Annotated in this window: 21 protein-coding genes, 1 tRNA gene and 1 pseudogene; 14 read left to right on the top strand and 9 right to left on the bottom strand. The window is 35.9% G+C overall.

The window, feature by feature from the left end:
- The first annotated feature begins 296 nt into the window (after positions 1–296).
- The 3 genes from AC0IWE_RS05865 (at position 297) to AC0IWE_RS05855 (ending at position 3799) form a co-directional block, all read left to right on the top strand.
- Positions 297–2528, top strand: a complete 2232-nt coding sequence (locus AC0IWE_RS05865; protein WP_471792312.1) for a tetratricopeptide repeat-containing sensor histidine kinase — start codon at positions 297–299, stop codon at positions 2526–2528.
- Between the two features lie 101 nt (positions 2529–2629).
- The gene (locus tag AC0IWE_RS05860) at positions 2630–2779 is read left to right on the top strand and encodes a hypothetical protein (RefSeq protein WP_471792311.1); all 150 of its coding nucleotides are present in this window, start codon (positions 2630–2632) and stop codon (positions 2777–2779) included.
- A 360-nt stretch (positions 2780–3139) separates the two neighbouring features.
- Positions 3140–3799 carry a LuxR C-terminal-related transcriptional regulator gene (locus AC0IWE_RS05855; RefSeq protein WP_471792310.1) on the top strand — a complete coding sequence of 220 codons (660 nt, stop codon included), beginning with the start codon at positions 3140–3142 and terminating at the stop codon, positions 3797–3799.
- A 385-nt stretch (positions 3800–4184) separates the two neighbouring features.
- Here the strand turns inward: AC0IWE_RS05855 and AC0IWE_RS05850 are convergent.
- Positions 4185–4256: transfer RNA gene (locus tag AC0IWE_RS05850), tRNA-Arg, on the bottom strand.
- A gap of 292 nt (positions 4257–4548) precedes the next feature.
- Between AC0IWE_RS05850 and mgtE the strand changes: the two genes are divergently transcribed.
- Both mgtE and AC0IWE_RS05840 read left to right on the top strand, forming a co-directional pair.
- Complete coding sequence (gene mgtE / locus AC0IWE_RS05845) at positions 4549–5925, top strand: magnesium transporter (RefSeq protein WP_055906054.1); 1377 nt, start codon at positions 4549–4551, stop codon at positions 5923–5925.
- Positions 5926–5933: 8 nt separating this feature from the next.
- Positions 5934–6548: an HAD hydrolase-like protein gene (locus AC0IWE_RS05840; protein WP_471792309.1), complete on the top strand. Its 615-nt coding sequence runs from the start codon at positions 5934–5936 to the stop codon at positions 6546–6548.
- Positions 6549–6911: 363 nt separating this feature from the next.
- Here AC0IWE_RS05840 and ychF read toward each other — a convergent pair whose 3' ends face one another.
- Positions 6912–8012, bottom strand: a complete 1101-nt coding sequence (ychF, locus tag AC0IWE_RS05835; protein WP_471792308.1) for a redox-regulated ATPase YchF — start codon at positions 8010–8012, stop codon at positions 6912–6914.
- Between the two features lie 320 nt (positions 8013–8332).
- On the opposite strand from ychF, the gene AC0IWE_RS05830 reads away from it, so the two are divergent.
- The gene (locus AC0IWE_RS05830) at positions 8333–8794 is read left to right on the top strand and encodes a hypothetical protein (protein ID WP_471792307.1); all 462 of its coding nucleotides are present in this window, start codon (positions 8333–8335) and stop codon (positions 8792–8794) included.
- Positions 8795–8862: 68 nt separating this feature from the next.
- On the opposite strand, the pseudogene AC0IWE_RS05825 reads toward AC0IWE_RS05830, so the two are convergent.
- Both AC0IWE_RS05825 and AC0IWE_RS05820 read right to left on the bottom strand, forming a co-directional pair.
- Positions 8863–9187, bottom strand: a pseudogene (locus tag AC0IWE_RS05825) (DUF3276 family protein).
- Positions 9188–9265: 78 nt separating this feature from the next.
- Positions 9266–11056, bottom strand: a complete 1791-nt coding sequence (locus AC0IWE_RS05820) for an ABC transporter ATP-binding protein (RefSeq protein WP_471792306.1) — start codon at positions 11054–11056, stop codon at positions 9266–9268.
- A gap of 612 nt (positions 11057–11668) precedes the next feature.
- On the opposite strand from AC0IWE_RS05820, the gene AC0IWE_RS05815 reads away from it, so the two are divergent.
- From AC0IWE_RS05815 to yajC, 4 genes are all read left to right on the top strand, one after another.
- Complete coding sequence (locus tag AC0IWE_RS05815) at positions 11669–12757, top strand: Glu/Leu/Phe/Val family dehydrogenase (protein WP_055906037.1); 1089 nt, start codon at positions 11669–11671, stop codon at positions 12755–12757.
- Between the two features lie 51 nt (positions 12758–12808).
- Complete coding sequence (gene nusB / locus AC0IWE_RS05810; RefSeq protein WP_055906033.1) at positions 12809–13759, top strand: transcription antitermination factor NusB; 951 nt, start codon at positions 12809–12811, stop codon at positions 13757–13759.
- Position 13760: 1 nt separating this feature from the next.
- Complete coding sequence (locus tag AC0IWE_RS05805; RefSeq protein ID WP_471792305.1) at positions 13761–14219, top strand: DUF1573 domain-containing protein; 459 nt, start codon at positions 13761–13763, stop codon at positions 14217–14219.
- Positions 14220–14286: 67 nt separating this feature from the next.
- Positions 14287–14607, top strand: coding sequence for a preprotein translocase subunit YajC (gene yajC / locus AC0IWE_RS05800; protein ID WP_463496215.1), 321 nt, complete (start codon positions 14287–14289; stop codon positions 14605–14607).
- Positions 14608–14729: 122 nt separating this feature from the next.
- Here the strand turns inward: yajC and AC0IWE_RS05795 are convergent, their stop codons facing one another.
- Entirely contained in the window at positions 14730–15611 is an 882-nt protein-coding gene (locus tag AC0IWE_RS05795) for an energy transducer TonB (RefSeq protein ID WP_471792304.1), read from the bottom strand.
- 172 nt (positions 15612–15783) lie between these two features.
- Here AC0IWE_RS05795 and AC0IWE_RS05790 point away from each other — a divergent pair, with 172 nt between their 5' ends.
- The 4 genes from AC0IWE_RS05790 to AC0IWE_RS05775 all read left to right on the top strand — a co-directional run bounded on the left by AC0IWE_RS05790 (position 15784) and on the right by AC0IWE_RS05775 (position 18552).
- Positions 15784–16731 (top strand): YbbR-like domain-containing protein, encoded by a 948-nt coding sequence (locus AC0IWE_RS05790; RefSeq protein ID WP_055906021.1) that lies wholly within the window; start codon positions 15784–15786, stop codon positions 16729–16731.
- Positions 16731–17348, top strand: coding sequence for a dephospho-CoA kinase (gene coaE, locus AC0IWE_RS05785; RefSeq protein WP_471792303.1), 618 nt, complete (start codon positions 16731–16733; stop codon positions 17346–17348). The genes AC0IWE_RS05790 and coaE overlap by 1 nt, the downstream gene beginning before the upstream one ends.
- Before the next feature lie 39 nt (positions 17349–17387).
- Positions 17388–18329 carry an exonuclease gene (locus AC0IWE_RS05780; RefSeq protein WP_471792302.1) on the top strand — a complete coding sequence of 314 codons (942 nt, stop codon included), beginning with the start codon at positions 17388–17390 and terminating at the stop codon, positions 18327–18329.
- A 76-nt stretch (positions 18330–18405) separates the two neighbouring features.
- A complete protein-coding gene (locus tag AC0IWE_RS05775; protein ID WP_471792301.1) occupies positions 18406–18552 on the top strand; it encodes a DUF5522 domain-containing protein in 147 nt (48 codons plus the stop codon).
- An 89-nt stretch (positions 18553–18641) separates the two neighbouring features.
- Here AC0IWE_RS05775 and AC0IWE_RS05770 read toward each other — a convergent pair whose 3' ends face one another.
- The 4 genes from AC0IWE_RS05770 to AC0IWE_RS05755 form a co-directional block, all read right to left on the bottom strand.
- Entirely contained in the window at positions 18642–19244 is a 603-nt protein-coding gene (locus AC0IWE_RS05770; RefSeq protein WP_471792300.1) for a Uma2 family endonuclease, read from the bottom strand.
- Between the two features lie 205 nt (positions 19245–19449).
- The gene (locus AC0IWE_RS05765) at positions 19450–20166 is read right to left on the bottom strand and encodes a ZIP family metal transporter (RefSeq protein ID WP_055906010.1); all 717 of its coding nucleotides are present in this window, start codon (positions 20164–20166) and stop codon (positions 19450–19452) included.
- A gap of 2 nt (positions 20167–20168) precedes the next feature.
- Positions 20169–20732: a phosphatase PAP2 family protein gene (locus tag AC0IWE_RS05760; RefSeq protein ID WP_471792299.1), complete on the bottom strand. Its 564-nt coding sequence runs from the start codon at positions 20730–20732 to the stop codon at positions 20169–20171.
- On the bottom strand, positions 20729–21460 hold the full coding sequence (locus tag AC0IWE_RS05755; protein WP_471792298.1) for a class I SAM-dependent methyltransferase: 732 nt from the start codon (positions 21458–21460) through the stop codon (positions 20729–20731). The genes AC0IWE_RS05760 and AC0IWE_RS05755 overlap by 4 nt, the downstream gene beginning before the upstream one ends.
- Positions 21461–21786 lie beyond the last annotated feature (326 nt).

The raw sequence follows: 21786 nt of genomic DNA, 5'->3' as shown, positions 1-21786 counted from the left end.
GCTGATACAAGTTTAGCGCTGCTGGAGATGCTATTTTTTCATAATGATTGAAGGAGCGGGATAGATGAGTGAAGAGGTGGGTAGGGTGAGTGAAGGGGGAAGCCAAAAAAGTAGCAGAAATCAGATAAATCTGTAGAAAACATCAATAGAAAAGACCTAAAAAGGATAATGCAATCCACCAAACTGTTGTTTCAATGAGTGGATGCCTGGTTTCATTTAGGGAATAGCGATAACTATCCAATTAATTTTCTGTTAATTTGGGTAATTGCTTCGTTAACAGTTTAATAATTAAAAAAATGAAAGTTGTTTTCCGCTTTTTATGGATCATTGTGCTTATCCTGATTGTGATTAGCAAAGGTGGAACAATGGTTTATGCACAGCAAACTAAAGTGGATTCCCTCGAAAAAGCCGTACGCGCTAATCCTTCCAATAATGATCAAAAAGCAAGAGACTTATTTTTTCTTGCCGTAAGTTTCATCAGCTCCAATCCCCAAAAAAGTTTAGTTTACATTGATCAGGCACTTTCTATTGAGAATAACATCAAGGGAAAAGGTATTGTAGCAAGTAGCTATAGGGTAAAAGGTGCTATACTGAATATTCTTGCCCGTTTCCCTGAGGCGATAAATGCTTTAAACAAGGCATTGTTTATTGATAAGGCCATGGGAAATTCCTATGGAATAGCTGGTGATCTTTCTAACTTGGCTACCATCTATATCTACCAATCCAATTTTCCGCAGGCATTGAATTATTATCAACAGGCTACTAAAATTCTTGAACAGATTCCTGAAAGCGACCCTATCAGTTATAAAGATAGAAAACGCGACGAGGCCGCTATTTATGGTAACATCGGGTTGGTTTATATCGAAATCGGAGATTATGCGAAGGCAATCGAACATTTCGAGAAAGCAATTTCCTTACATGAAAAATTGAAAAACAATATGGGGATTATACCCTCTCTCGGTAATATAGGAAATGTATATAACCGCCAAAAAAACTATCAAAAAGCAATTTTCTATGCTGCAAAATCTGCAAAATTAGCCGATTCATTAGGTGATAAAGTAAGTTTTGCCCGTGAAACAGGAAATATGGCATCTTATTACAGTCAAATGGGGCAGTATGATCTGAGTTTAAACTACAGTCTTAAAGCAATTGCCTTAAATAAGGTGTTGGGCAATACCAAAAGCATGGGTTATAACATGCAGAATGCAGCCGCAGGGTACGAAAAAAAAGGCGACCTGGCACAGGCAAAACTGTACGGATTGGGGGCATTGAAGATAGGGCAAGACTTAAAAATCCCCGAGATACAACGAGATGCAAGTGAAGGTTTAAGTAAATTATACGAGAAACTTAAATTACCCGATAGTGCGCTTTTTTACTATAAAAACTATGCAATGTTTAAAGATAGCGTTGATAACAGTAAAAAGAGAGATGAAATAGCCAGGCTCGGGATACAGTACGAGTTTGATAAAAAAGAAGCTACTTATCAGCAACAGCAATCACTTGCTGATGAGCAGATGAAACAGCAACGGTTGCAGCTGGCTTTAAATGCGGAGCAACTTAATGCGAGTTTGCGTTTAAGGAGCTTGCAGCAGGTACAACTACAAAATGAAAAATTGCAAAAGGAAGAGAAGCAAAAACTATTGCTGATTTCTATAAATAGCGGAAAACTGCAATCTGTTAAGGTAAAACAACTCTCTCAACAACAGAAACTGGATAAACTCGAACTTAAACAACTTTGGCTTTATGCAATATTAATTGTATTGGTATTAAGCTCTGTTTTACTCTTTCTATACAACAAATACCGGATCAGGCAGCTTCGGTTTAAAAATACTTTGGAACAGCAGCAAGCCGCTCAGCTCAATAGTGAATTAAGCTATCAAAATCAATTGTCTGAAAGCGAATTAAAAGCCATAAGATCTCAAATGAACCCACATTTTATCTTCAATGTATTAAATTCTATAGAATCGTACATTATGGATAACGATAAAAAAGTGGCCTCACGATTGATTCAAAAGTTTGCGGCTTTAAGTCGATTAATACTGGAAAACTCAACCAAAAGTATGGTTACTGCAGATCGGGAATGGAAAGCCATTAAACTTTATACCGAGTTAGAGGCCATGCGTTACGACAACGCCTTTAGTTATACTTTTAAGGTAGACGATACTTTGGAGCTTAAAGAATTTCTATTGCCGCCCATGCTGATACAACCATTAATAGAAAACGCAATCTTACACGGTTTAATCGAATCACCACAAACTGATGCACATTTAGCTGTTGCGTTAGATATTAAGGCAGACCATATTTGCATCAGCGTTGAAGATAATGGAGTGGGTTATCAAAAAAATACCAAACCGCTGCTTCCGAAAGGCATTAAAGAGAAATCAATCGGACTTAAATCTATTTTGGAAAGGGTAGAGATGATTAACAAACAAAACAATGGTTTTAAGGCGAGTTTTAATATCCGCGTGGGAGAAAACGATCGCGGTACAATCGCCATCATTTGTTTGCCGATTATCAAGGTAGAATAAACGCAACTCCCTTGCTTTGGTTATACCATCAAATTGTGTTTGTAGTAAATCAGCTTAAGTTATTCTTCATTAGGAGGGGAAAAATTATTTAAATTCGTTTAATGGAACCTCTTCATCTTACCAAGTTACAAGCCCGGAAAATTATCCTTAATGCTGCTGGTCTAGCCCGCTATGCCCAGTTTGGTTTCGGGATTGAAGCCGTTTATAAATTTATCAATCACCTCGGTTTGTGCAGGTGGATACCATATTAACCATTGAGTTGTTGATTTGTAAAAAAGTAAAAGTTAGGAATATTATTTCCTATTTCATGATTCTAAAAATAAAGTGAGATAGAGAAGCGGAATCTATTAAAATTAGATCTGCAAGCTTGATAGCATTATTGGATAATTAAATTTTTGATATACCAATGAATCCAATAATCAAATATACCCCCTTTTTTTGATTGATTTGTACCCTATTCGCTAAATGGTTACTGATTAAATTTGCCCTACAGCGATGTGACATTTAGATGGAAATTTAGTTTGTTTTTAACAGATTATACTTCAAGGCTGTGGATAGCCTTAACTTTTCATTTAATCATTGCACACTCACCTATTAAGTCTTAGATTAAGATGAAAACTAAATTAACTAAAACACCTTTAGCATTTTTATTAGCAGACCAGAGCAGCATGATCAGGAGAGGCCTCAAAAGTCTGATTAATCAATATTGGCCGGATTTCAGCATCTTTGAAACTGCAACTTTTCCAGATGAATTTTTTGATAATAAACAACAATCATTCATTGTTATCATAAATGCCAAAATGCTTGGGGATTGTATTCAAGAAGCAATCAATAAAATAAAAGATGGTCAAAAGGATATGAAGATAATTGTAATTTCATCTATGAATGAGAATTTATATGCCATCCAGTATCTTAAATCAGGAGCATCGGGTTATGTTCAGAAAAACGCAAGTGAACAGGATATAGTGATAGCCATAACAACTGTATTATCCGGAAAACAATATTTAAGTGAAAAATTAAAAGAGAATATATTAAATGTTACAATTGAAAATAAGACTAATGATCCTTTTACTCAACTTTCTGCCCGAGAACTTGAAGTAGCCCAACTTTTGGCCGAGGGAATAGGCGTTCCAAATATTTCGCATAAAATTAACCTTCGAATGGGAACAGTAAGTATTTATAAATCCAGACTTTTTAGGAAATTGGGCGTAAAAAATATTATTCAACTTACTGAAAGGTTGAATATATATAGAAATGATCAAAGGTTTTAAATTATGATTATCCTCGGATTAGCATAAATATACTAATTAAGCTTAGTTTCAATTATTTTCCCGCAGATGATGCCGAGAGGGAAACAACTTGAAAAGAAGGTATATAATCAAAGGAAATAGCTATCCTTATTCGATAAAAAGGAGGATAATATTAACAACCTAAATGTAAAGTTTAACGAATACCTTTGTTGTCCAAAAAGCCAATTTCGAGACTGAAATAGACTAAGAAGTGAAATAATCGCTGCAATTTTCCCCAAAACTATAAGATGAGAAAGATTATTGAACATCTAGATTGAACAAAGTGGTTGAGTTAATATTTTCGATTAGCAGTAGAACACGTAAAAAAACGAGACAAACCGCTTAAAAACTGATTTGTCTCGTGAGGTGCTCCCGACGAGATTCGAACTCATATCGATGGTACCGGAAACCATAATTCTATCCATTGAACTACGGGAGCAAGGCTGCAAATATAGAAAAATCAAAATCATTTCATTAAAAAATCACTGCTATTTTTAGTCTGTTAATTCATTTCTATATCAACTGTCAACTGTGTAAGTATCTTTTATATTAAAAAATGGTTAAATCATAAAGTAACGCAACAAATTGGAGCAGTTATTGCCTTTTATTTCCAATTTAAAAGCTTTTTAGCCGAATTTTAAAGCGGGCACAGTTGGCTTTTAAGAAATAAAAATGCACTTTTGCGAACCGTTAATTGAGGTTTAGGCATGTAATAAATTAAATAGTTGTTTATGGAAGAATTGGTTGTGGAAGAGATTCAGGAACTGCTTGAAAAAGAAAATGATAAAGCTTTAAAGCAATATCTCGATCAACTGAATATTTCGGATGTTGAAGAACTGATTGATGAGCTTCCACAGCATGCAGCTAGATTTATCGAAACCTTATCCCTAAACAGGGCCGTAAATGTTTTTCGTATTCTTGATTTTCCAACTCAGGAGCGCATCATTAAAAAACTTTCTGGCAACAAACTCAATCAGATCATTAAAGATTTGCCACCAGATGATCGTACAGCACTTTTTAGTGAGTTGAAAGGGGATGTGGTAAAAAAAATGATCACCCTCTTACCCCCTGAAGAACGCAAAGAGTCACTCGCACTTTTAGGATATAAAGAAGATAGTATCGGCCGGTTAATGACCCCCGATTACATTGCTGTAAAACCCGAATGGTCTATAACAAGGGTTTTGGCACACATCAGGCGTTACGGAAAAAATTCTGAAACCATCGATGTAGTTTATGTGATTGATAAAGAAGGGGTATTGTTGGATGATATCAGGATCCGTGAGGTTTTATTGGCAGATCCTGAAGCCATTATCGGCGAATTAACTGATAAACGATTTATTGCATTAAAGGCAAATGATCCACAGGAGGATGCCATTAATATATTCAGGATGAATAACCGTGTTGCTTTACCGGTGGTAGATGAAAGCAACATTTTGTTGGGTATTGTAACCGTTGATGATATTCTTTGGATTGCAAATGAAGAATATACCGAAGATATGCACAAAATAGGGGGTACAGAGGCATTGGATGAACCTTACCTCGATATCCCGATTTTAAAGCTTGTTAAAAAGCGTGCAGGCTGGTTAATTGTGCTTTTCCTCGGTGAAATGTTAACTGCAACCGCCATGCAACATTTCGAAATAGAACTTGAAAAAGCTGTGGTGCTATCACTTTTTATTCCTCTAATTATGAGTAGTGGGGGCAACAGTGGCTCACAGGCTTCAACCTTAATAATTCAGGCCATGGCATTGGGCGAGGTAACCATAGCAGAATGGTGGCGTGTAATGCGTCGCGAGCTTGTTTCAGGAGCCTTATTGGGCATTATTTTGGGTACAATTGGTTTTATACGAATTGTAACCTGGCAGGAATTGCATCTTTATAATTATGGTCCACACTTTTTTCTAATTGCGGTTACCATATTTTTTACACTCGTAGGTATCGTATTGTGGGGCAGTTTAATAGGCTCTATGATGCCCATCATTTTGAAAAAATTAAAACTAGATCCAGCCACCTCATCCGCACCTTTTGTAGCAACAATGGTGGATGTAACCGGAATTGTGATTTACTTTAGTGTTGCCGTATTAATTTTGAAAGGCGTTTTACTTTAATTTAAACCATGCAAAAGAAAATTACCACACTTTTTACCGATATAGGCGGTGTATTGTTAACAAACGGTTGGGACAGGCACGCCAGGGGCGAGGCTTCTGTGCTTTTTAATCTCGATTCTGTAGATCTTGAAGAGCGTCATCACCTTACGTTTGATACCTATGAAGTGGGTAAATTAACGCTCGATGAATACCTTGAGCGAATTGTTTTCTTTGAAGAACGGAGTTTTAGTTACGATGATTTTAAGGAGTTTATGTTTAGAAAATCACTTCCTTATCCAGAAATGATTCAATTAATCTGCGACTTAAAAAAGAAATACAATTTAAAAGTAGCCGTAATCAGCAACGAAGGAAGGGAGCTAAATCAATACCGCATCAACACATTTAAACTGAACGAATTTGTCGATTTCTTTGTATCATCAAGTTTTGTACATTTTCGTAAACCCGATGCTGATATTTTTAAGGTAGCCATTGATATTTCACAAAGTGATGTAGCAACCAGTTTATATATAGATGATAGAATGCTTTTTGTGCAAGTTGCGGAGGGTTTAGGGTTAAAAGGCATCCACCACAGCACTTATGAAGATACGAAAGCACAATTAGCTGCTTATGGCCTAGAGATTTAATTTGGATCTTTATGGACTATAGATTGAATTTTGAGGTTTTTCCCGCAGCTTTAGCTGATTTACGTAAACATTTTACAATGTGAAGGCTATTAGCAGATGTTTCTTCATTTCTCAGCTTTCCGTTTGCGTTTTTGTGCTTTTCCGGTCTTACGTCTTCCTGAATTTATTTCAGGATCTTTAATGAAAAGCACTTATCTGTGTTAATTCGTGTTCATCTGTGGTTTATTATGCGCTTCAGCTCCGATTCAGCGTTACAGTGAAGTATATCTCCGTTCCTTTCTGTGTCTCCGTGGCAAAAAAAAACTCTTCAAATAAAAAAAGCCACTCTTTCAAGTGGCTTTTTTTATATAACAGAATATTCCTTTAAACATTAAACCTAAAGTGCATAATGTCACCATCTTCCACAACGTAAGTTTTTCCTTCTACACCTAGTTTACCAGCGTCTTTACAGGCATTTTCAGAACCCAATGTTACAAAATCATTATACTTGATCACTTCTGCACGGATAAAACCTTTTTCGAAATCGGTATGAATTACACCTGCAGCCTGTGGTGCTGTGAAACCTTTAGTGATGGTCCAGGCACGAACTTCTTGTACACCCGCAGTAAAGTAAGTGTAAAGGTTTAATAATTTGTATGCTGCGCGGATCAATTTATTTACGCCAGATTCAGTTAAACCTAAATCGGCTAAAAATTCCTGACGCTCCTCATAACTATCCAGTTCGGCAATTTCTGATTCAATTTTAGCAGAGATCACCAAAACCTCAGCTTTTTCATCAGCAACATTTGCTTTAACCAAATCAACATATTTATTGCCGTTAATAACTGATGCTTCATCAACATTACATACATACATCACCGGTTTTTGCGTAAGTAATCCTAAATCTTCGATAAAATCAAAATCATCTTGTGCCAATGCAGCAGTACGGATGGATTTGCCGGCTTCTAAATGCGCTTTAACTACCGTTAAAATTTCGTAGGTACGTTTAGCATCTTTATCGCCACCCGTTTTAGCCATTTTTTCTACCTTTTGAATACGTTTATCAACAGTATCCAAATCTTTAAGCTGTAATTCTGTATCAATAATTTCCCTATCGCGGATTGGATCAACAGAACCATCAACATGGATTACATTTCCATCATCAAAGCAGCGTAAAACGTGAATAATTGCATTTGTAGCGCGGATATTTCCCAAAAACTGATTTCCCAACCCTTCACCTTTCGATGCACCTTTTACCAATCCTGCAATGTCTACAATCTCAATAGTATTTGGTTGAACCTTGTTCGGTTTAACCAATTCTGCAAGTTTTGTCAATCGATCATCAGGTACAGTAATTACGCCAACATTCGGCTCAATAGTACAAAAAGGAAAGTTTGCAGCTTGCGCTTTTGCATTTGATAAACAGTTAAAAAGAGTCGATTTCCCTACGTTTGGTAAACCAACTATACCACATTGTAATGCCATTTATATTATAGTCTTTAGTTCTTATTTTTAGGGTTATTGGTCCATAGTCTTACGGCCAATAGCCTGGTGTTTCATTCTTAAGCTTGATCTATCAATCAGTCCCATCTCGCTTTCCGCTTTCGTCTTTCCGCTTTCGGCTTTTGTCTTTCCGCTTTCCGCTTTCCGCTTTCCGCTTTCCGCTTTCCGCTTTCCGCTTTCCGCTTTCCGCTTTCCGCTTCAAATTCCGCGCAAAGATAAGCTTTTAAAACCTTTATTTAAACCCTTGCTATTGTATCAAATCTATATTTTATCTAAGTTTAGCCCAAAATAGATAGAAATAAATGGAAGATTTTGAACAAGAAGTACCGCAGGAAGTAAAATTAATCGTTACAGAAGAAATGCGGAGTTACTTTTATGATATGAGTAAGTGGGCCAGATTTTTATCAGTTGTTGGTTTTGTGATCGCTGCATTTTTAACATTAGGCTCATTTGGTATAGGTGCTGCCGTAAACGCTAATCCTAATATGCTCAAACAATTAGGGCCACTGGCTAGTATAGGGGCTACAGGCGTAACTATATTTTATCTGCTATTGGCTTTGTTCTTTTTCTACCCAAGCTTATTGCTTTTTCGTTTTTCTGCAAAAGGTAAACAAGGTATTCTATTTGGCGATCAGGAAAATTTAAATGATGCCATATCAAATTTGAAATCGCTGTTTAAATTTTGGGGTATAATTACCATTGTGCTGGTAGCCAGTTATTTTCTATTGCTATTGGCAGTAGTTGCTGGCGGAGGCGTAAAATAAAATATAAGGCAGACAAAAAAGCCTCCTGATTTTAAATTGGGAGGCTTTTTTTATTTGAAATTATCTACTTAAAAAGTAAAATCGTCGCTTGCTTTAGTGCTATGTTCTCCGTTTTCAGAATATTCGTAACGTTTTTCAACCACATCCTGGTGAGTTTTGATGTAATCAACAGTTTCGTTTAATCCTTCTGCAAATTTCTCGAAATCTTCTTTATATAAAAAGATTTTATGTTTTACGAATACACCGTCTTCTAATCTTTTCTTGCTCTCGGTAACTGTTAAATAATAATCACCCGATCTAGTAGCCTTCACGTCGAAGAAATAAGTTCTCTTACCTCGCTCTTACTTTCTTAGAAAAAACTTCTTCTCTTTCCTTGTTGTCGAATTCTCCCATGGTTGGTATTGATGTGGTTTTTGGTTTCGGTAAATATAAAGCAAATATTTAAAGTTCAAAATACAATTTTAATACAATTTAAATCGTACGCGTTTCCTCCTCCAAAAGTTGATTGTTGTAAAGCTCGGTATAGCTTCCATTTTTACTAAGTAATTCATTGTGTGTGCCTTGTTCAATGATTTTGCCATTATCCAACACTAAAATCTTATCTGCATTTTTAATTGTAGAAATTCGGTGGGCAATTAAAATACTCGTTTTTCCGGCCATGATTTTGCCCAGATTTTGTAAAATTTCTTCCTCCGTTTTAGTGTCAACAGCCGAAAGACAATCATCAAATATTAAAATCTTAGGCGATTTAATCAATGCACGGGCAATAGAAACCCGCTGTTTTTGTCCGCCAGAAAGTGTTATTCCCCTTTCGCCGAGCATGGTTTCGAACTTTTCTTCAAAATCGATAATATTGGTGTAAACCGAAGCATTTTTCGCAGCATTATGCACTTCATCATCAGTAACCTGGTCTAAACCAAAAGCTATATTGTTCTTAATCGTATCAGAAAACAAGAAAACCTCCTGTGGCACAAAACCAATCTGTGTACGGTAATCTTTAAGGTTCAATGCTTTAATATTCCTTCCATCAATATCAATAACACCGTTTTCAACATCGTACATGCGCATAATTAAATTGGCTAATGTCGATTTTCCTGAACCTGTTTTACCAATTATGGCTACAAACTCACCACTATTGATTTCAAAACTTACATCTTTCAAAGCCTCAATTCCGGTATCCGGATAAGTAAAACTAACGTGATCGAACTTGATATTGCCCGCCAATACCTGCTCACCGGTTTCTTTTGATTGGATATCAGATGGAATATCCAAAAATTCGTTAATCCTTTTTTGTGATGCTGCTGCTCTTTGTATTAACGAAGTTACCCATCCCAACATCGTTACCGGAAAAGTTAACTGGTTAATGTAAATAATAAATTCGGCAATATTGCCAGCGGTTATACTGCCGTTCATTACCTGTATGCCACCTATATATATGGTAAGTATCGTGCTCAAACCAATTAATAAAAGCATGGTTGGGTAAAAAAGTGCCGAAACCTTAACCAAACTCATAGAATCTTTTTTGTAATCGTTGCTCTGGATTTCGAACATATTCCGCGTATAATCTTCGCGTACATACGATTTAATAATTCTGATGCCCGAAAAACGTTCCTGCACAAAACTCGACAGATCTGATAAACGCTCCTGGATTTTTCCACTCTTTTTAAATATCAATGTATTTACATAATAAATAATTACCACTAAAAACGGAAGGGGCAATAAACAGTAAATGGCCAGCTTGGAGTTTACATCAAACATCGACCAGATAATCAATACTGATAAAACGAAGGTGTTTATGGTGTACATAATCGCCGGACCCACGTACATTCTTACACGGTTAACATCTTCTGTGGCCCGGTTCATTAAATCTCCGGTATTGTTTCTGCGGTAAAAACCAAGACTAAGTTCCTGGTAATGTTGATAGATATCATTCTTCATGTCGAATTCGATATGCCGCGACATTAAGATTATCGTTTGACGCATAAAGAACAGGAAAAGCCCTCGCAACAGGTAAAGTGCAATAACAAGCAAGCCAAAATATAAAAGGTTGCTGCTAAAAATATCGTAAATAATTTCCTGACGGTCAAAACCATGGAAAAGGTTAAAAATCTGGATGTTTTCAGTAATTAAATCAACTGCATAACCAATTACCTGGGCAGGTACAACGCCAAAAATGTTAGAAATTACCACAAAAATACTTCCAGGGATAATCCACCATTTATATTTAAGGAAGTATTTGTTTAATCGGCTTAAATGTTTCATGCTACACAAACTTAGCTAATTTTGTTATTTCATCAGGCATATTTGTTTATTCGAGGCTAAGCTTTAAAAAATGATGACACTTCATCAAGGCTCGTATTTCTATATGATGTTTTCATTTTAAAAATTAAACAATTTATTATTCACGGCTTAATTATTAATCGTAAACTGATGAATATAAACTAGTAACTATAAACTAGTAATTGTAAACTGCTAACTGTAAACTGGTAATTGTAAACTAATCTGGGCGTTCCCCATCCCGATGAAAAATCGGGGATAGGGCGGGCTTTGCAGGGCTGCGCTGCGCTCCGGTACCGATGAAAAATCGGCACTGAACCCTTACAATCCCTAACGCGGACTTAACACAAGCATTTCCCGCCATGGTTAATATCCTTCCGTGCCATGGTTCGTGTCCACACGAACCATTTGTTGTAAATTAATCCTCTAAAATCGCAACCTAATCATTTTTGTAAATTAAGCCTTAAACGCTTCGCAAATCTGCCAGGCTTAGCTTAAAAAGCACCTCCATCGAATTAATTTTGTTATAGTTTAGTTAAATACGTGTAATAATGGTTTTTTATTTTAATTTTGCAGCAGGTTAGCCGAACGTTCAATATGCCAGCAAATTCTTCGTCAGATTCATCGATTTTAGATCAATTAAGTGCTTACGGGCATAAAAAATTGGTTTTTTGCAATGATCCCGATACAGGTTTAAAAGCTATTATCGCCATTCATGATACCACATTAGGGCCGGCTTTAGGCGGAACACGGATGTGGAGCTACGCTACAGAAGGCGAAGCATTAGAAGATGCGCTACGTTTATCAAGAGGCATGACATACAAAGCAGCCATTACAGGTTTAAACCTTGGCGGTGGTAAAGGCGTAATCATTGGTGATTCCAGAAAAGACAAAACTGAAACTTTAATGCGCAGCTATGGCAGGTTTATCAAAAACCTCAATGGCGAATTTATTACAGCCGAAGAAATGGGTACCAATACACGCGATATGGAATATATCCGTATGGAAACCAACTATGTAACCGGTGTGCCCGAATCTATAGGAGGTGCTGGTAATCCCGCTCCATTTACTGCTCAAGGTGTTTATTTAGGTATTAAAGCAAGTGTAAAAGAAGTTTTTGGTACAGATATGCTAGCCGGTAGAACCATTGTGGTACAAGGTATCGGAAACGTTGGTGAACACCTGGTAGCCTTATTGAGAAAAGAAAATGCCGAAGTTCTGATCAGTGATATTAACCAGGAACAATTAACATACGTAGCCCGGAAATATAAAGCAAAACCGATCGACGCGGATAAAATTTTCACAACTGATGCCGATGTATATGCCCCATGTGCAATGGGCGCAACGGTAAACAACAGAACTATCGAAAAAATGAAATTTGCAATTATTGCAGGTTCAGCAAACAATCAGTTAAAAGATGAGGTTTTAGATAGCGAGCTACTTTTGAAAAAAGGGATTTTATTCGCACCAGATTATTTAATCAATGCAGGTGGATTAATTTCCTGCTATTCAGAATTAACTGGTTTTGGTAAAAAACGCACAGTACAGCTTACAGAGAATATTTATGATGCTACCCGTAGTGTAATTAAATTGAGCAAAGCTGAAAACATATCAACAAATATTGCTGCAAACCGGATTGCCGAAAAAAGGATTGCAGATGTTAAAAAAATTAAATCGTCATATTAAATAATAATTATTAAAAACAGGTTTTAAAAAACCGCACTCGTTCTTACATTCATGTTAAACAGAAGGCACTTAAGAATCAAAGCTTTGCAAAATATTTTTGCTTGGCACATGGCAGACAAAAAAGACATTAAAGGTGATTTAAAAACCTTAATGCAAAGCATCGATAGCGTATACGAAATGTATATCTGGATGTTATCTTTAATGGTAGAAGTTACCGAATTTACTGCTAACGACGCTGCAGAGCGCGCAAATAAGTTTATCAAAACTGCAGAGGATATCAATCCCAATATGAAATTGCTACACAATAAGTTTAGCGTTTTACTACAACAGAATCCCGAATATGTTTCTGCAGTAAAAAAATACAAAGTAGACTGGGGTTTTGATCCAGAAATCCGTAAAACAGTTTACAATTCTTTAAAAGCATCAAAAGAATATGCTGATTATCTTGCAGATTCTAACGAAAGTTTAGAATCATCAAAAGACATTATTAAATACATTTTCAGAAAAATCATCTTAAAAAATCAGGCCATTATTCAGGTTTTTGAAGAGAAATTTATCAACTGGCAGGTAGATCATGAAGTAATGAAAGGAATGGTGGCCAAAACACTCAAAAACTTTACTTTCGAAGATCCTTTTAAAAACAAGTTGACAGAAATTAGTGCGGATTGGGTGGAAGACAGTAAATTTGTACAGGATTTATTTGTACATACCTTACAAAACGATGCCAAATACCAAGAAATGATTGCCGATAGAACAAAAAACTGGGAATCAGAACGTATTGCACTAATGGATACCATTTTGATGAAAATGGCGATCTGCGAATTGTTAAATTTCCCATCTATTCCGGTTAAAGTAACCATTAATGAATACCTGGAGTTATCAAAAGATTACAGTACACCGAAGAGTAATTCATTTATTAACGGTATTTTAGACAAAATTTTAGGCGATCTTAAGAAAAACAACACCATTAAAAAGATTGGCCGTGGATTAATCGAAGATTAACATGAAAAAAATATTTATACTCGTTGTAGCCGCAATTTCATTTGCTGCATGCCGCAATGCAAATAATCAAACATCAGAAACAACATCAACTGTATCTGTAGGAAATGATACTTCAAAAACAGCTAAAGTTGCACCCGCAGATGCTCCGGTAATTGTTTTTGAACGCGATATTTTTGATTTTGGTAAAATAGAACAGGGCGAAAAAGTAAAACACGATTTTAAACTTAAAAATACAGGTAAAAGTCCGCTTATTGTTTCAAATGCCACAGCAACTTGCGGCTGTACTGTGCCTCAGGTGCCAGGCGAACCTATTTTGCCAGGTAAAGAAGGTATTATTAGCGTAGTTTTTAATAGCGAAGGCAAAATGGGCATGCAAGATAAAGTGGTAACCGTTACCTCCAACGCAAACCCAACAGTTACTACAGTACATTTGGTAGGTGAGGTACTTGCAAAAAAATAAATTGATTGATGGTTTACTGCAATTGCGCACAGATCATCAACTATTCATAAAAACAAATAAATAAGAAATGACATCAACAGTAATTTTACAGGCAGCAGCAGGCGGTGGTAATATGCTTACTACAATTGTACCAATGGTATTGATCATGGTAGTTTTCTACTTTTTTATGATCCGTCCGCAGGTTAAAAAAGCCAAAGATCATAAAAAGTTAGTAGCAGAATTAGGTAAAGGCGATAAAGTAATTACCACTGCAGGTATTCACGGAAAAATTATTGATTTAAACGAAACAACTTTCTTAATTGAAGTAGAAAGCGGAGCTAAAATCCGTTTCGATAAATCAGCAGTTTCTTTAGATGCTACCAAAGCAGTTGTAGCAGCAAAAGCTTAATATTTAACATAAATTTAATAAAAATGCCACCTCATGGGTGGCATTTTTATTTATTGTGCGGCAAGGTTTATATCTATATTGTATTTTACCTTAACAGGCATACCATGTTGTTTGCCCGGGCTTCATTTAGGGCAATCATTTAAAACACGTAATGCTTCTTCCTTTGTGCCATAACCAAGATCATTTTTTAAAGATAAATCCGTTAACGATCCATCTTTTTCTACAACAAATGTAACGTATAACTTCCCGCTAATCCGGTTTTTCACAGCTTCAGTAGGGTATTTATAGTTTCTACCCAAATACCTATAAAATTCTGCTATTCCCCCTTTAAATACAGGCTGTACCTCCATTTTATCATAAGTAATCTGTTTACCATCGGGCAATGTGGTAATGCCTGATTTAAATATCCCATTGTTATAAATTTCTTCGTAACTGCCATTGTTGCTAATTCCTTTCCAAATACCGTCTTTATAACCGTTAAGGTAATTTCCTTCTTCAACCTCATTTTTATTTGAAGCCTTTTTAAATGTTCCATTGCCATCCTTTATAAATTGGTTACCCAAAGAATCCATTCCTGTTGTCCATCTCCTTCGGGGCTTTTCCGGAATTTTAGCATTTTCATCCTGTTCATCGTACTGGAATACGCTTTCGAGCTTACCATCATCATAATAATAGGTGCATACCCCAAATAAATTACCATTTTTGAAATTTACTTTTGTGGTGAGTATTCCTTTTTTGTTATAACTTTCTTTAATTCCTTCATAAACTATCTTAGGCTGAAATTTTGAAATCGTAGCCACTGTTTTCTCTTTATTATCCGGATAAAATTCAAATAGCCTGTATAATGATGGAGTATCGGTTTCTTGAATAACCCTACGGTAATCGTAATCGTTTTTGTTTTCGGTAAGCATATCTTTTTTAAAATAAGATACCATGGTTCTCTTTTGAGCAAAGGCATTAATAAATATGGCTAATGTAAAGAGCGTTAAAATGTATTTTTTCATGTTAAAATAATTATCTACTACGAATATAGTTATCATATGTATAGTCTTGCTATTTATAAGATTAATTTATCATTAAACACATAAGTTTTTGAGCGGCTGTTTAGTTTTGCTACATTTGACGCAACTGTTGTAATTGGAGAAAAAGCCTTACGCACTATATTTACATAATGTTATGCCCTTTATTAGATTAACTAAAATTGAAAAAAGACGTGTGTTTAGCCTACTGGCCTGCTTAATGCTGGCCATTGCTGCATGGCTTTTTATGGCACTAAACAACAAATACATTTACACCGCCAAAACAGTGCTGGTATTTAAAAATACGCCAACCAAAAGGGCATTTTATCCATTACAGTCTGATACCATAGATTTGCAGGTAGAAGGAACCGGCTGGCAGTTATTGTTTGCCCGATTACGGATTAGTCCGCCTTCAGTTTCGGTTAATTTAAGTCAGCTTAATACCAAAGATTTTATCGTTTTTTCCGATCAGTTATTTAACATTAACAGGCAGCTAGAAAGCACCCAGAAAGTAATATCAGTTAAGCCTGATACCTTGTATTTCGATTTTACAAAGCGCGTAGTTAAAAAAGTTCCTGTAAAACTGATTGATAAGCTCAGTTTTGAAAAGCAATATGGCATTTCGAGCGAGATCATCCTCAACCCAAAATACATTAAGGTTGCCGGCCCGACGGAAGAATTGGCAAAAATAAAATTCTGGCCAACCGATACACTCAAACAGGATAAAATACAGAACAGTAGCACCACGCGCATTGCTTTACAACATAGTATTCATAAAAATGTAAGTATTTATCCCTCGTCGGTAGAAGTTAAATTGCCAGTAGATGAGTTTACCGAGAAAACCATCGAAGTGCCTTTAAAGGTTTTAAATAACCGCAATTACAATAGCATTAAACTTTATCCAAAAAAGGTAAAGGTTTCGTTTTTAGTGGCATTAAGCAATTACGATCAGGTTGATGAGAGTTTTATCACCGCTACAATTGATGTAGATGAGTGGCAAAATTTACATCACCGGCAGTTCACAGTGAAAATAACCGAATTTCCTGATTATTGTAAGCTGGTAAAAGTAGTTCCTTCCAAAATAGATTTCATTGTAGAAAAATAATGTACAAAGTAGGTATAACAGGTGGCATAGGAAGCGGTAAAACAACTGCTTGTAAGGTTTTTGAAGTATTGGGAATCCCTGTATTTTATGCAGATACTGTTGCCAAGGAAATTATGTGTAAAGATGCTTTATTGGTAGAAGGTGTGAAAACTGCCTTTGGCAAAGAAAGTTATTTTGAAGATGGAAAATTAAATAACAAGCATATTGCAGGCATTGTTTTTAACAATGAAACAGCTTTGGCTCAGCTCAATGCACTGGTTCATCCTGCGGTTTTTAGGGCTTTTGATGCCTGGGAAGATACTATTCTGGTCACTACACCTTATACCTTAAAGGAGGCAGCCCTATTGTTTGAAAGTGGCTCGTATAAAATGTGTGATACCACAATTCTGGTTACTGCCCCATACGAAGTTAAAATAAACCGCGTAATGCAGCGCGACGGTGTTACCGCTGAACAAGTGAAGGCCCGGATGGATAAACAATTGAGCGATGAAGAAAAGGCAAAATTAGCCAATCATTTTATCGTAAATGACGAACAACAATCCATTATTGAGCAAGTTTTGGCTTTACATCAGCAATTTCTTCTTGCAGCCAGACAAGCTAACGGAATCCATGCCTAATCTACTTAAATCATTCTTTTTAAATTCTTTCATCCAATCATGATTTTAGCAGATTTTATTACCATTACCCCAACAGGTTTATATTGTGTTTATGGCGATTTTTATCTCGATCCGCAACAACCTGTTAAAGAAGCAGTGGTTTCGCATGCACATGGCGACCATGCCATCGGCGGAAGCCAGAATGTGTATTGTACAGCTGCCACAGCAACTTTTATGAAACACCGTTACCGTAAATTTGCAGCCGTTGATTTTTTTACAAAAACATACCACGAAACCTTCAAAATAAAAGATGTTAGCCTAACTTTTTTTGCTGCCGGGCATATTTTGGGCTCTGCACAGATTTTAATGGAGTATAAAGGAGTAAGGTATTTATACACAGGTGATTATAAAATTGAGCCGGATGCTACCTGTGAGCCTTTCGAATTTGTTGAAGCAGATGTGCTGATCACTGAGAGTACATTCGCAAATCCTGATACAAAACATCCTTCTCCAATTGATGAGATTAAAAAACTGAATGAAACCAACTCAAATATCATGTTAGGAGCTTATGCGTTGGGTAAAAGTCAGCGTATTATTCAGCTATTAAATGATTATTGTGCTGGTAAGAACATTATGGTTCACCATAGCATTATGCCTTTCGTTAAAATTTATGAAGATTATGGTATAAAATTAGTTAACTATAAAATGTACGATAGAAAGGTTATGAAAAATAACCATGAGCATCAGGTTTACATTGTGCCACCAATGGTTTTTCACAGTTACCATAAGGCGATTAATGTGGTACGTGCTTTTGCCTCAGGATGGAAAAACCTGCAGCAGCAAAATGGAATTTCACTTTACATTTCAGATCATGCCGATTGGGATGCAATTTTAGAAACCATTGAGCAAGTAAAACCAAAACAAGTGTGGACATTGCATGGCGACGGTAAACAGCTTAAAGATTATTTTGCAGATAAACTTGAAGTTAAAATACTCAATTAGCAATATAAATCGTTTGAGTGTTTCAAGATAAGCTATCCGTTATTATGAATTTGTATCAGGACCTTGAAGTATATATATGAAAGAAGGCGAAGATTTTTATTTAAATGAAGATGGATTAATGGTTTTTACCGAAACCTACCATTTAAAACGAGGCTATTGTTGCAAAAATAAATGCAAGCATTGTCCGTGGGGATACGGGAAAAAGAAAGAGAAAAATAAGTAACTGGCTGATATTCCCCCTGCAAATCCAATGAAGACAAGTTATTCGGCGGGTTCAGAAAAAAACTTGACTTTTTTAATTATTAAGCTTGACTACTTTTCCGTAAAACGGACATATTCATAAATATCGGTTAAACACATGGTAAATCCCATCGAAACAAGTGTTAATGTATCAGAAATTTTCCCGTATCGATTCAAAAGCCATTTTTTCTCCTGATCAATATGATAAGCATCCACTAATACCGATTCCGAATCGATCATAATGTATTCTTTTAATGAAGGAATATCTTTATAGAGGTTAAATTTTTTGCCTTTGTCGTAGCTTTTGGTTGAGGGAGATAGTATTTCGATAATTACTGTGGGTAAAATTGAGGTATCTTTATCAATTTCGCTGTGTTTTAATCCATTACAATAAATCGATATGTCAGGATAGGTAAATAAAGTATTTTGAGGGATGTTCATTCGTTTGTCGCTTCCATATGCCCTGCAAGTTTTCCCTTTGAGTTTGTAAACTATTTCTCCAAAAACGTTGCTGAAAATCTCGTTATGATCATCTCCTGCGCCAGACATTTCAAAAATCTCTCCTTGAAAATATTCGTGTTTAAAATTTGATTCTTTTTCCATTTCGAGGTATTCTTCAACGGAATAGTGCCTTTTATGATAAGCTACAAGTGGTTCATTTACAATCTCATCCATATCCAAACTTACAGTATATTTCTATAAAGGCTTAAACTATAAGAGATTAAACGTTTAAAACGGCTATCCAATTAATGATGCGGATTATGGGCTATTTAAATAGATTAACTGAATATACCCCCAACTGTAAACTGAACTTTTTTGGTTAAAAAAAACTGTAACTGCTAACTGAACTTGCTTGGTTAACTGAAAACTGCGAACTGACCTAGTGTCCGGCGAAGAAACCGATGAGTGCTACCCCAATTCCAAGTAATACAGCTATCATTTTGCGGGTATTGATTTTATGATCAGCGCTCGATTCAAATAGGATAGTAGTAGAAATGTGTAAGAAGATACCGATTACAATGCCCATAATTTTATTAAAATAAGCATCTAAACCTCCAATAGTGCCGTTACTTAAGCCAACGCTAACATAAAAGCCCAGTGGTGCCATAATAGCGAAAATAAGAAGATAAAATACAATGCTGCTTTTTTTAAAATGATTTTGCATTAATATGCTGGCAAGCGCAAAGGCCGCTGGAATATGGTGTAAAGAAATTCCGAAAATTAATTCGTTGTGTTGTTCTTTTGCTAAAGGCATTCCTTCTAAAAAGGCATGCAGGCATAAACTGATCATAATTCCGAAAGGGAAAACATGCCCATCGTGGTGTTTATGGATGTGGCCGTGCTCTACACCTTCAGAAAATTGTTCCAGAAAAATCTGCAAAAGGAAGCCAATCAATATAAAAATGCCAATTTCCGATTTGTCTGTACCGCTGTAAGCATCAGGAATTAAATGTAAAACGGTAATGGCAAACAGATAAGCACCGCTGAATGATAAAATCAATTTCAGCAGTTTCGATTTATCACTTTTTACCAAAAAGATAGCTGCTCCACCTAAAAAGGCACAGAAAAAGAGCACGCAAAGTTTCCAGATTTCCATAGTTAAAAATCAGGTTGTAATTTTTTAAATATTCTTGAACAGATAATTCCAATTGTGATGCCCAGCAAAGCACCCGTAGTTACATCAACAGGATAATGAACCCCAACATATATTTGCGCAAAACTGATGATGAATGCCCAAAATAAGCCAATAGGCAAAATGGGTTTCCACCTGCTGTAAAAAATACAGATTAGAAAAACGGCTATGGCAAAGTGGTTGGTAGCGTGGGCAGAAGGAAAACTTAAACCACTGCCGCAAGGTACACGATGAATAATGTAGTTGGAGAGGTTTAAATCATTACAAGGCCTAACGCGCGATACCCATGGTTTTACTACCCTTGAAGCAATTAAATCGCCCATGGCAAAAGTAAAAAGTACCATGCCGATGATGTAATATCCCTGTTTTTTATATTGTTTGATGCAAAAAATAATGATAAAGAGATAAAGTGGCGACCAAAAAAAACGGTTGCGCATTAAAGGCATCAGCCAATCAAAAAAACTGTTCGAAAGCCCACGGTGGATTTTCAAAAACAAGTCTACATCAAATTGCTGTATGCTTTCTATCATGCTTTTTTACAGATTAAAATTAAGCGGTCCGAGTTGCACTCATCAAAATCATCCAAGCCATAGCTGCCAAATGTTTTTTCGATTACCATACCGGCCTTGGAAAGCATGCGCTTAAAGTCTTCAAAACTGAAAGCCTGAACGCGTTCTTCAAAATTATACACCTTTTGCTTGTCCTCGAAATTAATCTTTTTGATAATTTTACCATCAACCACATTTTTAGTAATGTGAAAGGTGATGCCATCAAGTGATTTTGTTTCGCAGGAATTTAGGTTGCGTACAATCTTTTCAGTATTAAAATAATCTAGCACTAAAATACCTTCAGCTGTTAAGCATTTTCTAAACGTTTTAAGTGCATTAACATGATCTTTTTCGGTATCAAAATAACCAAAACTGGTAAACAGGTTTAAGGCAATATCAAAGTAATTGATGTAAAAAAGCCTTCGCATATCGTGTACCAGGAAATGCAATTTACTGTTTTCGAACTGTTTGGCATATTTGATGCTTTGTTCCGATAAGTCTATTCCGGTAACATCGAAACCTTTTTTGTTGAGATAAATAGAATGGCGGCCTTTGCCACAGGCAATATCCAACATTTTGGCTTCTGCCTTTGGGTGAAGGAAATGGGTAAGTTTGTCGATAAAAAACTCGGCTTCGGCATCATTTCGTTGTTGATATAGAATATGATAATATGGCGAATTAAACCAATATTGAAACCACTTGCGCTGCATATAAAAGCCGTTTTTATCTTAAAAAGATGCAAATATAAGCTTTTACAATCGCTAGTAAAGTTAGAATATACTTTTATGCAATAAAGTTGCAAGAATATTATTATCTGGTTTTTGTCTCTAACCATCATAAAGCCCATGCGATAATATTTAAGTTGGAATTTTTTTAAAAAAAATCAAATCAACCCATTCAATTAAACACACGTTTGTTTTTGATGCTTTGCGCAATTCTATAAAATTGATCGTTTAAACAGATATAAAAACAATGTAAATTAAGTTGCGCAAGTCTGCCAAAATAGCGGCTGTCTTGTTTTTTTTCGTATTTTTGA

The organism is Pedobacter sp. AC402 (genome assembly GCF_979252805.1).
This window is presented reverse-complemented; position numbering and strand designations above follow the sequence as displayed.

Bases quoted from the DNA above. Each gene is read 5' to 3' on its own strand.
- AC0IWE_RS05815 (WP_055906037.1), top strand. From the start codon at position 11,669: ATGCCAGCAAATTCTTCGTCAGATTCATCGATTTTAGATCAATTAAGT.
- AC0IWE_RS05805 (WP_471792305.1), top strand. From the start codon at position 13,761: ATGAAAAAAATATTTATACTCGTTGTAGCCGCAATTTCATTTGCTGCA.
- nusB (WP_055906033.1), top strand. From the start codon at position 12,809: ATGTTAAACAGAAGGCACTTAAGAATCAAAGCTTTGCAAAATATTTTT.
- ychF (WP_471792308.1), bottom strand. From the start codon at position 8,012: ATGGCATTACAATGTGGTATAGTTGGTTTACCAAACGTAGGGAAATCG.
- AC0IWE_RS05760 (WP_471792299.1), bottom strand. From the start codon at position 20,732: ATGATAGAAAGCATACAGCAATTTGATGTAGACTTGTTTTTGAAAATC.
- AC0IWE_RS05795 (WP_471792304.1), bottom strand. From the start codon at position 15,611: ATGAAAAAATACATTTTAACGCTCTTTACATTAGCCATATTTATTAAT.
- AC0IWE_RS05820 (WP_471792306.1), bottom strand. From the start codon at position 11,056: ATGAAACATTTAAGCCGATTAAACAAATACTTCCTTAAATATAAATGG.
- AC0IWE_RS05860 (WP_471792311.1), top strand. From the start codon at position 2,630: ATGGAACCTCTTCATCTTACCAAGTTACAAGCCCGGAAAATTATCCTT.
- AC0IWE_RS05755 (WP_471792298.1), bottom strand. From the start codon at position 21,460: ATGCAGCGCAAGTGGTTTCAATATTGGTTTAATTCGCCATATTATCAT.
- AC0IWE_RS05830 (WP_471792307.1), top strand. From the start codon at position 8,333: ATGGAAGATTTTGAACAAGAAGTACCGCAGGAAGTAAAATTAATCGTT.
- coaE (WP_471792303.1), top strand. From the start codon at position 16,731: ATGTACAAAGTAGGTATAACAGGTGGCATAGGAAGCGGTAAAACAACT.
- AC0IWE_RS05855 (WP_471792310.1), top strand. From the start codon at position 3,140: ATGAAAACTAAATTAACTAAAACACCTTTAGCATTTTTATTAGCAGAC.
- AC0IWE_RS05865 (WP_471792312.1), top strand. From the start codon at position 297: ATGAAAGTTGTTTTCCGCTTTTTATGGATCATTGTGCTTATCCTGATT.
- yajC (WP_463496215.1), top strand. From the start codon at position 14,287: ATGACATCAACAGTAATTTTACAGGCAGCAGCAGGCGGTGGTAATATG.
- AC0IWE_RS05765 (WP_055906010.1), bottom strand. From the start codon at position 20,166: ATGGAAATCTGGAAACTTTGCGTGCTCTTTTTCTGTGCCTTTTTAGGT.
- AC0IWE_RS05840 (WP_471792309.1), top strand. From the start codon at position 5,934: ATGCAAAAGAAAATTACCACACTTTTTACCGATATAGGCGGTGTATTG.
- AC0IWE_RS05780 (WP_471792302.1), top strand. From the start codon at position 17,388: ATGATTTTAGCAGATTTTATTACCATTACCCCAACAGGTTTATATTGT.
- mgtE (WP_055906054.1), top strand. From the start codon at position 4,549: ATGGAAGAATTGGTTGTGGAAGAGATTCAGGAACTGCTTGAAAAAGAA.
- AC0IWE_RS05775 (WP_471792301.1), top strand. From the start codon at position 18,406: ATGAAAGAAGGCGAAGATTTTTATTTAAATGAAGATGGATTAATGGTT.
- AC0IWE_RS05790 (WP_055906021.1), top strand. From the start codon at position 15,784: ATGCCCTTTATTAGATTAACTAAAATTGAAAAAAGACGTGTGTTTAGC.
- AC0IWE_RS05770 (WP_471792300.1), bottom strand. From the start codon at position 19,244: ATGGATGAGATTGTAAATGAACCACTTGTAGCTTATCATAAAAGGCAC.